This is a genomic window from Streptomyces sp. NPDC052496 (genome assembly GCF_040679095.1).
Classification (GTDB): domain Bacteria; phylum Actinomycetota; class Actinomycetes; order Streptomycetales; family Streptomycetaceae; genus Streptomyces.
The window spans coordinates 204190-217070 of sequence record NZ_JBFAUH010000016.1 but is presented as its reverse complement, the minus strand read 5'-3'; the positions used below and the strand labels follow the sequence as shown (position 1 = coordinate 217070).

General features: G+C 73.9%; 12 protein-coding genes. 4 read left to right on the top strand and 8 right to left on the bottom strand.

The window, feature by feature from the left end:
• Positions 1-70 precede the first annotated feature (70 nt).
• The 3 genes from uvrA (at position 71) to AB0L45_RS22560 (ending at position 4090) form a co-directional block, all read left to right on the top strand.
• Entirely contained in the window at positions 71-2494 is a 2424-nt protein-coding gene (gene uvrA / locus AB0L45_RS22570; protein ID WP_365842562.1) for an excinuclease ABC subunit UvrA, read from the top strand.
• Between the two features lie 101 nt (positions 2495-2595).
• Entirely contained in the window at positions 2596-2808 is a 213-nt protein-coding gene (locus AB0L45_RS22565) for an EF-hand domain-containing protein (protein ID WP_150245704.1), read from the top strand.
• A gap of 601 nt (positions 2809-3409) precedes the next feature.
• On the top strand, positions 3410-4090 hold the full coding sequence (locus AB0L45_RS22560) for a transglycosylase SLT domain-containing protein (protein WP_365842560.1): 681 nt from the start codon (positions 3410-3412) through the stop codon (positions 4088-4090).
• Between the two features lie 127 nt (positions 4091-4217).
• On the opposite strand, the gene AB0L45_RS22555 is transcribed toward AB0L45_RS22560, so the two are convergent.
• Positions 4218-5660, bottom strand: coding sequence for an amino acid permease (locus tag AB0L45_RS22555; RefSeq protein WP_365842558.1), 1443 nt, complete (start codon positions 5658-5660; stop codon positions 4218-4220).
• Between the two features lie 161 nt (positions 5661-5821).
• Between AB0L45_RS22555 and AB0L45_RS22550 the strand changes: the two genes are divergently transcribed.
• Positions 5822-6043 (top strand): dodecin, encoded by a 222-nt coding sequence (locus AB0L45_RS22550; RefSeq protein WP_365842556.1) that lies wholly within the window; start codon positions 5822-5824, stop codon positions 6041-6043.
• Positions 6044-6113: 70 nt separating this feature from the next.
• Here AB0L45_RS22550 and AB0L45_RS22545 read toward each other — a convergent pair whose 3' ends face one another.
• The 7 genes from AB0L45_RS22545 to AB0L45_RS22515 form a co-directional block, all read right to left on the bottom strand.
• Entirely contained in the window at positions 6114-6986 is an 873-nt protein-coding gene (locus AB0L45_RS22545) for an ABC transporter permease (RefSeq protein ID WP_365842554.1), read from the bottom strand.
• A complete protein-coding gene (locus AB0L45_RS22540) occupies positions 6983-7762 on the bottom strand; it encodes an ABC transporter ATP-binding protein (RefSeq protein ID WP_365842552.1) in 780 nt (259 codons plus the stop codon). The genes AB0L45_RS22545 and AB0L45_RS22540 overlap by 4 nt, the downstream gene beginning before the upstream one ends.
• Entirely contained in the window at positions 7759-8517 is a 759-nt protein-coding gene (locus AB0L45_RS22535; RefSeq protein WP_365842550.1) for a PIG-L family deacetylase, read from the bottom strand. Before AB0L45_RS22535 ends, AB0L45_RS22540 begins: the two co-directional genes overlap by 4 nt.
• Positions 8514-9176: a DUF1796 family putative cysteine peptidase gene (locus tag AB0L45_RS22530; protein WP_365842548.1), complete on the bottom strand. Its 663-nt coding sequence runs from the start codon at positions 9174-9176 to the stop codon at positions 8514-8516. The genes AB0L45_RS22535 and AB0L45_RS22530 overlap by 4 nt, the downstream gene beginning before the upstream one ends.
• Positions 9177-9241: 65 nt before the next feature.
• Complete coding sequence (locus AB0L45_RS22525; protein ID WP_365842546.1) at positions 9242-10762, bottom strand: glycoside hydrolase family 3 N-terminal domain-containing protein; 1521 nt, start codon at positions 10760-10762, stop codon at positions 9242-9244.
• Positions 10763-10936: 174 nt separating this feature from the next.
• On the bottom strand, positions 10937-12130 hold the full coding sequence (locus AB0L45_RS22520) for a hypothetical protein (RefSeq protein ID WP_365842544.1): 1194 nt from the start codon (positions 12128-12130) through the stop codon (positions 10937-10939).
• A 272-nt stretch (positions 12131-12402) separates the two neighbouring features.
• Positions 12403-12864 carry a universal stress protein gene (locus AB0L45_RS22515; protein WP_365842542.1) on the bottom strand — a complete coding sequence of 154 codons (462 nt, stop codon included), beginning with the start codon at positions 12862-12864 and terminating at the stop codon, positions 12403-12405.
• Positions 12865-12881 lie beyond the last annotated feature (17 nt).

Sequence of the window (12881 nt, the reverse complement as noted above, 5' to 3'; positions counted from 1 at the left end):
CCCGATCCCGACCCCGACCACGGGGACGGGCCCGCGTGCCGCCGTCCGGCGGTGACCGATCATGGAAGGCATGACCGACTCGTACGTCCGGGTGCGCGGCGCCCGGGAACACAATCTGCGCGGCGTCGACGTGGACATCCCGAGGGACACCGTCACGGTGTTCACCGGCGTGTCCGGCAGCGGCAAGTCCTCGCTCGCCTTCGGCACCGTCTACGCCGAGGCCCAGCGCCGCTACTTCGAGTCGGTGGCCCCCTACGCCCGCCGTCTGATCCACCAGGTCGGCGCCCCGAAGGTCGAGGACATCACCGGGCTGCCGCCCGCCGTCGCCCTGGAGCAGCGCCGCTCGGCCCCCACCTCCCGCTCCTCCGTCGGCACCGTCACCACCCTCTCCAACACCCTGCGCATGCTCTTCTCCCGCGCCGGGACGTATCCGGACGACGCGCCGGAGCGGCTGGACTCCGACGCCTTCTCCCCGAACACCGCCGCCGGCGCCTGCCCGGAGTGCCACGGCCTGGGCCGCGTCCACCGGGTCACCGAGGAATCGCTCGTACCGGACCCCTCCCTGTCCATCCGGGACGGCGCCATCGCGGCCTGGCCCGGTGCCTGGCAGGGCAAGAACCTGCGGGACGTGCTGGCCGCGCTCGGGTACGACATCGACAGGCCGTGGCGGGAGCTGCCGGCCGCCGACCGGGACTGGATCCTGTTCACCGACGAGCAGCCCGTCGTCACCGTGCACCCCGTACGGGAAGCGGGCCGCATCCACCGCCCCTACCAAGGCCAGTACCAGAGCGCCAGGCGCTACGTCCTGCACACCTTCGCCGACTCCAAGAGCGAGACGCTGCGCCAACGCGTCCAGCGGTATCTGGTCTCCGCGCCCTGCCCCGGCTGCGGCGGGCGGCGGCTGCGGCCGGAAGCGCTGGCCGTCACCTTCGCCGGGCACGACATCGCGGAGCTGTCCGGGCTGCCGCTGAGCGGCCTGGCGCGGCTGCTGCGGCCCACGGCGGAAGCCGCGGACGACGGGGTGGCGCCGGCCCTGGCCCGGGACCTGGTCGCCCGTATCGACGTCCTCACCGAGCTGGGCCTGGGCTATCTGAGCATGGACCGCGCGGCCCCCACCCTCTCCGCCGGGGAACTCCAGCGGCTGCGGCTGGCCACCCAGCTCCGCTCCGGCCTCTTCGGCGTCGTGTACGTCCTGGACGAGCCCTCGGCGGGCCTGCACCCGGCGGACACCGAGGCCCTGCTCACCGTCCTCGGGCGCCTCAAGGAAGCGGGCAACACGCTCTTCGTGGTGGAGCACGACATGGACGTCGTGCGGCAGGCGGACTGGATCGTGGACGTCGGGCCGCAGGCGGGCGAGCACGGCGGGCGCGTCCTGCACAGCGGCCCCGTCGCGGACCTCGCGCAGGTCACCGAGTCCGCCACCCGGCGCTTCCTCTTCGACGACGCGCCGCCCGCCGCCCGCCCGCCCCGCGAGCCCGTCGGACAGCTCTCCCTGCACGGCGTCACCCTGCACAACCTGCGCGGCGTGGACGCCGCCTTCCCGCTCGGCGTCTTCACGGCCGTCACCGGCGTCTCCGGGTCCGGCAAGTCCACGCTGGTCACCCGGGTCCTCGCGGACGCCGTCACCGACCACCTCGGCGCGGGGCCCGAGGAGGACGAGACGGACGCCGCACGGGCACGGCTCACCGGAGCCAAGGGCCTGGAGGCGGTCGACCGGCTCGTCCGCGTCGACCAGAAGCCCATCGGCCGCACCCCGCGCTCCAACCTCGCCACCTACACCGGTCTCTTCGACGCCGTACGCAAGGTCTTCGCCGCCACCGACGAGGCCCGCGCCCGCGGCTACACGGCGGGCCGCTTCTCCTTCAACGTGGCGAGCGGGCGCTGCGAGACCTGCCAGGGCGAGGGCTTCGTCGCCGTCGAGCTGCTCTTCCTGCCCGGTACGTACGCACCCTGCACCGCCTGCCACGGCGCCCGCTACAACCCGGAGACCCTGGAGATCACCTACCGCGGCCGTACCGTCGCCGACGTGCTGGGTATGACGGTGGACACCGCGGCGGACTTCCTCACCGACGTACCGGCCGCGGCCCGCAGCCTGCGCACCCTCCAGGACGTGGGCCTGGGCTACCTGCGCCTGGGCCAGCCCGCCACCGAGCTGTCCGGCGGCGAGGCCCAGCGCATCAAGCTCGCCACCGAGCTCCAGCGCGCCCACCGCGGCCACACCCTCTACCTGCTGGACGAGCCCACCACCGGCCTGCACCCGGCCGACACCGAGGTGCTGCTGCGGCAGCTGCACGGGCTGGTGGACGCGGGCAACACCGTCGTGGTCGTCGAGCACGACATGGGGGTGGTCGCGGGCGCCGACCACGTGGTCGACCTGGGGCCGGGCGGCGGCGCGGCCGGCGGCCGCATCGTGGCCACCGGCACCCCGGCCGAGGTGGCGGCGTCGCCGGACAGCCGTACGGCGGCCTACCTGGCACGGCGCCTCACGGGCTGACCTGCGGCGCAGCGGCGGGCCGGGGCGTGGTCGGCGGCCCGGTGACAGTCGGTTAATGTACCCAGGTCAATGCAGCGACACCGACATCAAGGGGGCACCCCGTGGCAGACATCGAGGCGGCGAAGGCCGCGTTCAGCCGGTTCGACGCGGACGGCGACGGGCTGATCACCGCGGACGAGTACAAGCGGGCCATGGCGGAGATGGGCGACCCCTACGTCACCGGGCCGGTCGCCGAGGCCGTCATCGCCGCCAAGGACGCGAACGCGGACGGCAAGCTCTCCTTCGAGGAGTTCTGGAAGTCCCTCCAGGGCTGACCCTTCCAGGGCTGACCCCTCCGGGGCGCCCCGGCGCCCGCACGGGCCGCACACGCGGCCGGCCGACCGGCCGGCCGCGTTTTTGCTTTCTCCGCGCCTATTGCGCTCATAGATTTCCCCGATCAATCCCTTTCCCGGGTGACCGGCGCCACTTACCCGCGCGCCGCCGCGGAAAAGGGTGACGCGGGCCACAAGGGTTTGCGCGCCGTCCCCGAAAATCGGGTTCCGAGGCCATTTCACGCGGTTTTCGGCGGGGCGGACGACGGGCCCCGAACGTGACGCGCAGCACGGGACTTCGGTCCCTTACGGCCTTTCTTAGTAATCGGCCGGTACGCGGCCGGGGCCCGCCCTCATGGACTGAGCGGCGCCAGCAGGCCCTTGCTACGTAAGCGGACCGTAGCGGGAGCCCGGTCAGCGGCTATTGCTTTCCAATTTCGCCGTCGCTAATCATTGCTGAGGCGCCGGGTTGAAGCGTCGCGTAAATGCCCCAGGGCGGACGCGGACAAGAACTCGGTTCTCGTGCCGCCAGTGGCTTCCTGCTCGAACCTCCCGCCAATGGCTGCCGCCCGCTCATTTCAGTGATTGGAAGAGGATTCCCCGCATGACCGCTCACACCCTGCTCCGCTCCGTTCGCCTGAACAAGACCCACAAGCTCTCCGCCGCCGTGCTGGCCGTCGCCGGTGCGACCGCGGCCCTGACGGTCCCCGCCGCGACCGGTGACGCGCACGCCGCCGCCGCTCCGGCCGCCGTCAAGCCGGTCTCCGCGAACGGTCAGCCCGCGGGTGCGAACACCAAGGCCGCCGACGCGCCCAAGGCCGGCGACGCGAAGGACGCGACGGACACCAAGACCCTCGCCGACTCCGTGAAGGTCACCGCCGTGGCCGCCCAGGGCCACACGGCCAAGGAGGCCGCCAGCCGCGCCGCCGACCGCAAGCCGGTCGAGGCCCCCAAGCCGAAGTACGCGAACAACCTGGACGGCTGGATCAAGGAGTCCCTGGCCATCATGAAGGAGAAGGGCATCCCCGGCTCCTACGAGGGCCTGCACCGCAACATCATGCGGGAGTCCAGCGGCAACCCGAACTGCGTCAACGACTGGGACATCAACGCCAAGAACGGCATCCCGTCCAAGGGCCTGCTCCAGGTCATCCAGCCGACGTTCGACCAGTACCACGTCGAGGGCACGGCCCACGACCTGTTCGACCCGGTCGCCAACATCACGGCCGCCGCGAACTACGCCGCCCATCGCTACGGCTCCATGGACAACGTCAACTCGGCGTACTGAGCCGGTGAGCGGGCAGCCGCCGCACCCGGGAACGAGAGCGCCCCAGGACCACGGTCCCGGGGCGCTCTCGTCAGGTCCGGGTGGCAGCGGGGGCCCGTGTCCTGACCCGGGTCCTCACAGCCGCCCGTCACCGTCCGCCGGCTCGGCGGTCTCCCTTCTCCGCCTTCGCCAGCTCGGAGCGCCGGTAGGAGTACGCGAAGTAGACGACCAGGCCGATCAGGAACCACACCGCGAAGCGCACCCAGGTCTGCCACTCCAGGAACGTGATCAGCCACAGCGAGAAGACCACGCCGACCGCGGGCACCACCGGCATCCCGGGCGTGCGGAACGTGCGCGGCAGGTCGGGCCGCTTGTAGCGCAGCACGATCACCGAGACGCACACCACCACGAACGCCAGCAGGATGCCGATGTTGGTCAGCTCGGCGGCCTCCCCGATGGGCAGGAAGCCCGCGATGGCGGCCGAGGCCACCCCCACGATCCAGGTCACCCGGGTGGGCACGTGCCGCGTGGGGTGGGTCTTGGCGAACCACTTCGGCAGCAGCCCGTCCCGGCTCATCGAGAACCACACCCGGGTCACCCCCAGCATGAACGTGAACATGACCGTGAGGATGCCGATGATCGCGCCCACCGCGATCACATCGGCCAGGCTGCTCAGCCCCACCGACTTGAACGCCGTCGAGAAACCGCTCTCCGGGTCGATGTCCGTGTAGTGCTGCATGCCGGTGAGCACCAGGCAGGCCAGGACGTACAGCACCATCGAGATCAGCAGCGAGTACAGGATCGCCTTCGGCATGTGGCGCTGGGCGTCCTTGGACTCCTCCGCGGCCGTGCTCATGGCGTCGTAACCGAACACCGCGAAGAAGACCGTCGCCGCGCCCGTGAAGGCGCCGCTGACGCCGAAGGGGAAGAACGGCGTGTAGTTCCCCGTCCTGATGTGGAAGAACCCCACAGCGATGACCAGCAGCACGACCAGGACCTTCAGGCCCACGACGATCGTCTCGAAGCGCGCCGCGTTCTTGATGCCCAGGGTCAGCAGGTACGCGATCAGCAGGCACAGCACCGCCGCGAACAGGTCCACCCGGTGCCCCGCGCCGGTCCCCGGCGCCCCCAGCATCCAGGCGGGCAGCTCCACCCCCATCTCACCGAGCAGGAAGCTGAAGTACCCGGAGATGCCGATCGCGACCACCGCCACGATCGCCGTGTACTCCAGCAGCAGGTCCCAGCCGATGAACCAGCCCGCCAGCTCGCCGAGCACCGCGTAACCGTACGTGTACGCCGAGCCCGCCTTCGGGATGAGCCCGGCGAACTCCGCGTACGAGAACGCGGCCGCCGCGCTGGCCACGCCCGCCACGAGGAACGACAGCAGGACGGCCGGGCCCGCCTTGCCGTTGGCGACGGTCCCGGCCAGCGTGAAGATGCCCGCGCCGATGATGCCGCCGACGCCGATGGCCGTCAGCTGCCACAGCCCGAGCACCCGGTTGAGCTGTTCGCCCGAACCGCCCTCCGTCTCCTGGATGAGTTCGATCGGTTTACGCCGCCACACTCCCTGCCCCGCGCGCACCCGCACCACTTCCTCTCCGTCGTCGGCCGACGGCCGATCATCATGGCCCTTCGGGGGCGGCAGGGGAAGGAGATCCAGCGGTGCGGCGGAGTGGAACCGGAAAATCCGGGCACCCAGGGCGTGAGCACGGACAGTCGGCTCGTACACCGGCAGGCTGAAGGGAAGCGGTCATGACGCATCACACGTACCGGGTGACGGAGATCGTGGGCACGTCCCCGGAGGGCGTGGACGCCGCGATCCGCAACGCCGTCCAGCGGGCGGCCCAGACGTTGCGGGGCCTTGATTGGTTCGAGGTCACAGAGGTACGCGGGCACATCGTCGACGGGGCGATCGAGCACTACCAGGTCGGGCTGAAGGTCGGCTTCCGGCTGGAGGACGCGCAGCAGGGCTGAGCCGACCGCGGCGTCCGCCCGGGCCCAGGGGCCGGGCGGACGCCGCGCCGTGCCCGTACCGGGCCGTGGCTCAGGAGTACCGGGTGACCAGCCCTCGGCGGCGGAAGGAAGCCAGCATCCGGCCCAGGAAGAACAGGGCCAGGACCAGCAGCGCTGCGGTGCCCAGCGTGGCCACGGCCAGCTCGTGCCACGGCGTGGGCCCGTCCCCGGCCAGCGCACGCCCGGCCGCGAAGACATGGGTGGTCGGCAGGGCCTCGGCGACCGGGCGGAGCGGCGCCGGGAGGGTCGAGACCGGGTAGAACACCCCGGACAGGGGCATCACCACCGACAGTCCGCCCCAGACCAGCGCCTCGGCGCCGCTGCCGTAACGCAGCACCAGACCCACCACCGCGAGGGCCACCGCCCACCCGCAGAGCAGCAGCAGCGCCGCGACGGGGATCAGCCCCAGGCCCAGCGTCGTCACGTCGAAGGCGTACGCGGCGAAGGCCAGCGACGCCACGGCGAGGGTGCTCAGCGCCGTACGGACCAGGGCGAACAGACCCACCCCGGCCAGGTACTCCCAGCCGCGCAGCGGCGTGGTGAGCAGCCCGATGACATTGCGTGACCAGGTCTCCTCCAGAAAACCGGTGGCCAGGGAGATCTGCGTCTGGTGGACCAGGTGCCACAGCACGGTGCCGCTGAGCAGGAACACCGCGAGCGTGGGGCCGGTGCCCAGCTCCGTGGCGGCGCCCCCGCCCGCTTCCGTGCCGCCGCCGGCCGCCTTCGCGGCGAACAGGCCGATCGAGCCGTACAGCAGCGTGTCGACGACCGGCCAGACCAGCACGTCGAAGATCCGGTGCGGGCTGCGGCGCAGCACCAGCCAGTGGCGGCGGGCGACCGCCCGGACGCGGTGGGCGCTCGCCGCGGCCGGACCGCGCAGTTCCGGAGCCTGGGTGGCATTCATACGGCACCGGCCCCTTCCCGGTCCCGCGCCGCGCGCTCGCGGTCCCGTTCCTCCGCCAGATGCAGGAAGACCCCCTCCAGGTCCTGCTGCGCGAACTGCCGCGCCACCTCCTGGGGCGTGCCGTCCGCGGTCACCCGCCCGGCCGCCAGGAAGACCACCCGTTCGCACAGCCGCTCCACCTCGACCATGTCGTGGCTGGTGACCAGCAGTGCGGTGCCGTGCCGGGCGCACAGGTCCAGCAGGCCGGTGCGTACCCGCAGGGCGATGTCCGGGTCCAGGGCCGCGGTGGGCTCGTCCAGGACCAGCAGCCGGGGCGTGTGCAGGGATGCCTTGGCGATGCCGACCAGCGTGCGCTGGCCGCTGGACAGCTCGGTGCCGATGGCGGTGGCCAGGTGGCCGATGCCGAAGTGCTCCAGGGCGTTCTCCACCGCCGTACGCGGGGCGCGCAGGCCGTACAGGTCCGCGTACAGCCGCAGGTACTCGCGCACCCGCAGCCGGTCGGGAAGCGGCAGGTAACCGGCCGCGAAGCCGACGCCGCGCATGGCGGCCGGCCGCCCGGCGGGCAGCCGGTGGCCCAGGACGTGCACACTGCCGGCGTCCGCCTCGACCGCGCCCAGGCACATCAGCAGCGTGGTGGTCTTGCCCGCGCCGTTCGGGCCGAGCAGGCCGACCCGCTCACCCTCGCGCACGACCAGCCGTACGCCGTCCACGACCCGGCCCCGGCGGTACTCCTTGACCAGGTCGTGCGCCTCCAGAACGGGCGGCAAGGCGGTCATGTGACCGCTCCGGCGGGCTGCGGCCGGCGCACCGGCGACCAGACGCGCTCGGCGCGCAGCGGCCCGCGCCGGGCCAGCAGGCTGCCGTGGTCGGCGGCCAGCGGGGCGAGCTGCGAGCCGTAGCAGAGCACCGCCTCCCGCTTGCGGGCCCACGCGTCGTCGTCCAGCACGAGGTCGTGCGCGACGTCGAGGTCGTAGCGGGTCAGCAGGTCCTGGTAGGAGAGCCCGTACGTCGGGTCGCCGCCGAGGGCGCGGTCGGTCTCCGCAGTGCCCCACTCGGGCAGGTGGCCGGTGTACGGGAGGTCGGCGTACAGCAGCGGCAGCGGCGCGCCCAGCCCGGCCAGGACGCGCAGGGCGCGGTCACGCACCCGCTGATGGTCGGGCTGGTTGGTGCCGATGGGCAGCAGGAAGAGCGGGAACGGCGCCGGCAGGGCGCTCAGGTACGCGTCGATGCCCGTCAGCTCGTCGCCCTCACCGTACGGGCCGTCGGGGTGGTCCAGTACGGCCCGGTCCACGCCGAGCAGGACCGCGGCCCGCGCGTCCTCGGCGAGCCGGGCGCGGTGCGCCTCGGCGGCCGTGGAGAAGCCGCAGGTGCTGTCCCACCAGGAGACGGCGTGGTGGGCGGCGGGCGCGCCACCGAAGACGGTCACCACGGTGACCGGGGCGGGGAGCCGGGGGATCAGGCCGGCCAGGGAGAGGGCGGCGTCGTCGAAGTGCGGGGAGAGGATGACGGTGCGCGGCGGGGGAGGCGTCATACGGGTTCCTTAGTGCGGGTAGTGCGGGTGCCTTGGCGCGGGGGCGGCGCGGTGGTGAGTACGGGGGTGAGGGCCGCGTCCCAGGCGGCGTCGTCGCCCTGCCAGCGGCCGGGCGCGGCGGCGACGGTGCCCCAGGTGATGCCGGGGCCGAGCGCCGCGGCGTCGGGCGGTGCGGTGCGGCGCAGCCAGTGCAGGTCGAAGCGGTGGCCCGGGTGCTGGGCCGCGATCACCGCGCGCAGCCGGCGCAGGTCGGCCGCGGTCAGCTCGTCCCAGGCGTCGTGGTGGACGTACAGCACCCGCGCGGCGGAGCCGGCGAGGGCCCGCCAGCGCTCGGCCAGGGCGGCGAACTTGGCGCGTACGCGCGGGAGTTGCGCGTCGATGTCCCGCTGGGTGACGGGCGTACCGGCACCGGACGCGGGGTGGAACTCGTGGTAGAAGCGGATGTCGCTGCCGCGGTCCAGGGCACACCGGCCCTCGTCGAACGGCTCGACCAGACCGGGACGCAGCACCCCCCGGAAGTCGTCCGCGATCGCCTCGACCACCGACTCGAAGTCGAGGTCCAGCCAGTCGAAGAAGTGGGCGCGGGTGACGCCGGTGATACGGCGGATCTGGTACGTGGACTCACAGTGGTAGCCGAGGCCCACGCAGTGGTCGTACACGCTGCTCGCTCCTTGTCCGTGCCGGGTCGCGCGGCCCGCGCCCCGGATCAGGGGGCGGACGCCGGTCATGTGCGCAGTGAGCCGCGCCAGGCGCGGCCGGTCAGGTACTCCGCCGCCGCGGTGGCGTTGGCCAGTCCGGCGCCGCGGGTGAACAGCGTCGCGGGGGCGGCGCCGGCGGGCAGCGGACGGGCCGGGGCCAGGCCCATTTCCACGGTGACCAGGTCCGGACGCCGGACCCGCAGCGCCTGGAGGACCGCGCGCTGCCAGGGGTCGCGCTCCGCGTCCCGTACGGCCACCGCGAGCGGTCCGCCGTCGTCGGGCGGCGGGACGACCACGGCCGGGTCGGTGCCCGGTTCCACGTCGGTGGCGGAGGCCAGGGCCCCGAGTCCCCGGAGCGGGGCCGCCAGCCCCCACGGCGCGTCACCGACCGCCATGTTGCCCGCGGCGGCCAGCCGTACGGTGTGCAGGCTGCGGCGGCCGGAGGCCGGCGGCACGCCGTGCGCGAGCAGGGCCCGCCGGGCGGCGACCAGGCCTACGGGTACCCGGTGCCGGTCGGGCACGGGCGGGCCGGTGTCCGGCCGTCCGGCGCTTCTGGCCGGGTCGGCCCAGGCGCGCAGTGACGCGACCCGGCAGGCCGCCTCCGCCACCCGCTCCAGGGTCAGCGTGCCCCGGTCCAGCGCCTCCCGCACCGCGTCGTGGATCTCGGGCAGCAGCTTCTCGCCGTCGGTCGCCCCGAGCACCACGAGGTCGGCGCCCGCGGCCAGCGCGGCGACCGCGGCACCGCCGTACCCCCAGCGCTCCACGACCGGCGCCATCTCCAGCGCGTCGGTCAGTACCACGCCCCGGTAGCCGAGCTGTTCGCGCAGCAGGCCGGTGATGATCCGCCGGCTCAGGGTCGCGGGCAGTCCGTCCAGCCGGGAGAGCCGGATGTGACCGGTCATCACGGCCTTGACGCCGGCCGCGATCCCGGCGCGGAACGGCGGCAGGTCCACCGCGTCGAGGGACGCCGCGTCGCGGTCGATGTCCGGCAGCGCGGAGTGCGAGTCGGTACGGGTGTCACCGTGTCCGGGAAAGTGCTTGACGGTGGCGGCGACGCCGAGTTCCTGCACGCCCCGGACGTACGCCGCGGTGTGCCGCGCCACCAGGTCCGGGCGGTCGCCGAAGGAGCGGACGCCGATGATGGGGTTGTCGGGGCGGGAGTTGACGTCCGCGCACGGGGCCAGGCAGAGGTTGACGCCCTCGGCCCGCAGGTCGCGGGCGATCGCCGCGCCCACCTCCCGGGTGAGCCCGGTGTCGTCGACCGCGCCGAGGGCGTGGCTGCCCGGATGGACGCTGCCGCGCCGGTAGTCGAGCCGGGTGACGTCACCGCCCTCCTCGTCCAGCGCGATCAGCAGGTCGGGGCGTACGGCGCGGAGCGGGGCGGTGATCTCCTCGTACAACGAGCCGGAGCCGGCGGGGAAGTTGGTCCCGAACAGGCCGACGCCCGCCAGGCCCTCGTCGGCCGCGCGCAGGATCCAGTCGGCGGGCGAGCGGCCGGCGTAGGCGGGGAGCAGGCAGGCGTTGACCAGGGAGATGTCGGCGCGCATGGGGGCCTTCCGGTACGGGGCGAAGGGGGACGGCGGCAGCCCGGCGGACGGCCGGACCGCGGCCGGTGGCGGCGCGGCGGGAAAGGGGGCGACGGGGAGGCGGGTACGGAGCGAGCGGACGCCGGAGAGCGGGGCGGCGGGCGGCGGAGGCCGGCCGGGCCGGTCAGTCCGGGGTCAGCCGTCGGTGCGGCGCAGGGCGAGTCCGACGCTGCCGCGCTTGCTCAGGTACGCGCGGCCGCCGCAGACCGGCTCCACCCGGGGCGGGACGAGCCGGACTTCCTCCACCGTCCGCCACACCGCGGACGCAGCGAGCCACGGCCGCAGCCGCGTCTCCAGGGCCTCGGGTTCCAGGGCGAGGAAGAGCAGACCGGTGGGCAGGTCGTCGAGGAGGGCCAGGTCCTGGCCGTAGTACAACATCTCGACCAGCAGGTACGCGGCGCCGGCCGGACCGTCCTTGGCCAGTCCGGCGAGGTCCTCGGCGCCCACCTGTACGGCGTCGGTGCCCCGGACGGCGGCGTCGAGCCGGGCCCGGAAGTGCGGATTGGGCTCGGTGGCGTACACGGAGAAACCGTCCGCCGCGAGCCGGGACGTCAAGGCCCCTTCGCACGCGCCGACTTCCACCAGCGGGCCGCCGCCGGGCGAGCGGTGCCGCCGCACCCAGGCGGCGGTCGCGTCCAGGCGGCGCGTCTCGTACGGGGAGGTGGCGAACTCCCACGGGTCGGCGACCGCGGCGGCCTCGTCGCCCAGGCTGGCGAGCAGCGCGAAGAGCCGTTCGCGTTCGGTGGGGTCGGCGGCGAAGAACCGCTCGGCGGCCGGGATGCGGGGCGTCTGCACCACGAACTCGGCCGACGGGGTGGCGAGCAGACCGGGGGCGGCGCGGTTGACGAAGTCCAGCTTGGCCGCGACCTGTTCGCGGCCGAGCGGGCGGTCGAGGTCGCTGACGAACTGGAGGTAGGGGGAGTACCCGACGGCGTGCCGCACGGTCAGCACCGGTGCGGCGCCGCCGGCCCCGTCCGCCGGGCCCGCGCAGGCGATGGCGGTGTCCCGGCCGACGCGGCCCCGGCTGCGCCGGTTGTCGGCGGGGGAGTGGGTCCACACACGGGCGGAGCGGCCGCCGGCGGCCCGGCGTATCAGGCCGGCGAGAGCGGCGGGGCCGGGGGAGGCGGCGTCCTCCTCGGCCGGGCGCACGTACGGCGCGAGTCGGGCGAGCCGTTCGGCGGACGGTGTGCCGGCGGGCAGGGTGAGGATGTCGCCGCGGTCGGCGAGGACCACGGCGGCCGGGCCGGCGCCGGGGTCGGGGTCGGTGAGGACGGAGAGGAAGTCGAGGACGGCGTCCTCGACCCGGAGTACGACCACGATTTCGATCATGGACCGGTCCCAGGGGCAGAGCTGGCGGGGGGTGGCGGAGCGGGGTGCCGGCAGCGTGCGGTCCGCGCCGGAGCGCGCCGGACCGGACCGGCGGGGCGGTGCTGTGAGCAGGGCGGTACGCGAGTCGTACGGCCGGAGCGCCGTACGGGAAGGACCCTAACCGCCGCCACCTTCGTGGTCCAGACCAATCTGGTTGAGCTCTGCATTCCAGCCGCCGCGGTGGCCGGAAACCGCCCCCTCGGGCACGCGCGCACCCCGGAGCCCCCGGCCGGTCACGGAACGACCGTCACCGGCCAGCGCCCCGCCTTGACCAGCCGTACCGCCACCGACCCCATGATCCGGTGCCCCGCCGACTCCGACGCCCCCACCACCACGGCGTCGGCCGTCAGCTCGTCCGCCATCTGCACCATGCCGGTGTACGGGTCGCCGCGCAGCGTGTGGAACTCCCAGCGCAGGTCGTACGTGCCCCGCGCCCGCTCCGTCGCCGCGCGGATCTCCGCCATCAGCTCCTCGGCCACCTCGTTCGTCGCGTCCACGACCGGCGCTCCCATGGCGGCCCCGGCCGGCAGTACCGGCTGGACGTACACCAGGGCCAGCTTGGACCCCTGCCGGCGGGCCAGCCCCGCCGCGTAGGCGGCGGCGCGCCACGACGAGTCCGACCCGTCGACGCCGACGACGATGACCTTCGGGCCGTCCGTACCGCGCTCGAAGGGCGCGGGCGTGTTCTCCTCCACGTGAGGAGGTTATCGGG

Coding starts and splice junctions, on each gene's coding strand:
- uvrA (WP_365842562.1), top strand. CDS start 71: ATGACCGACTCGTACGTCCGGGTGCGCGGCGCCCGGGAACACAATCTG.
- AB0L45_RS22560 (WP_365842560.1), top strand. CDS start 3,410: ATGACCGCTCACACCCTGCTCCGCTCCGTTCGCCTGAACAAGACCCAC.
- AB0L45_RS22550 (WP_365842556.1), top strand. CDS start 5,822: ATGACGCATCACACGTACCGGGTGACGGAGATCGTGGGCACGTCCCCG.
- AB0L45_RS22545 (WP_365842554.1), bottom strand. CDS start 6,986: ATGAATGCCACCCAGGCTCCGGAACTGCGCGGTCCGGCCGCGGCGAGC.
- AB0L45_RS22540 (WP_365842552.1), bottom strand. CDS start 7,762: ATGACCGCCTTGCCGCCCGTTCTGGAGGCGCACGACCTGGTCAAGGAG.
- AB0L45_RS22535 (WP_365842550.1), bottom strand. CDS start 8,517: ATGACGCCTCCCCCGCCGCGCACCGTCATCCTCTCCCCGCACTTCGAC.
- AB0L45_RS22525 (WP_365842546.1), bottom strand. CDS start 10,762: ATGCGCGCCGACATCTCCCTGGTCAACGCCTGCCTGCTCCCCGCCTAC.
- AB0L45_RS22520 (WP_365842544.1), bottom strand. CDS start 12,130: ATGATCGAAATCGTGGTCGTACTCCGGGTCGAGGACGCCGTCCTCGAC.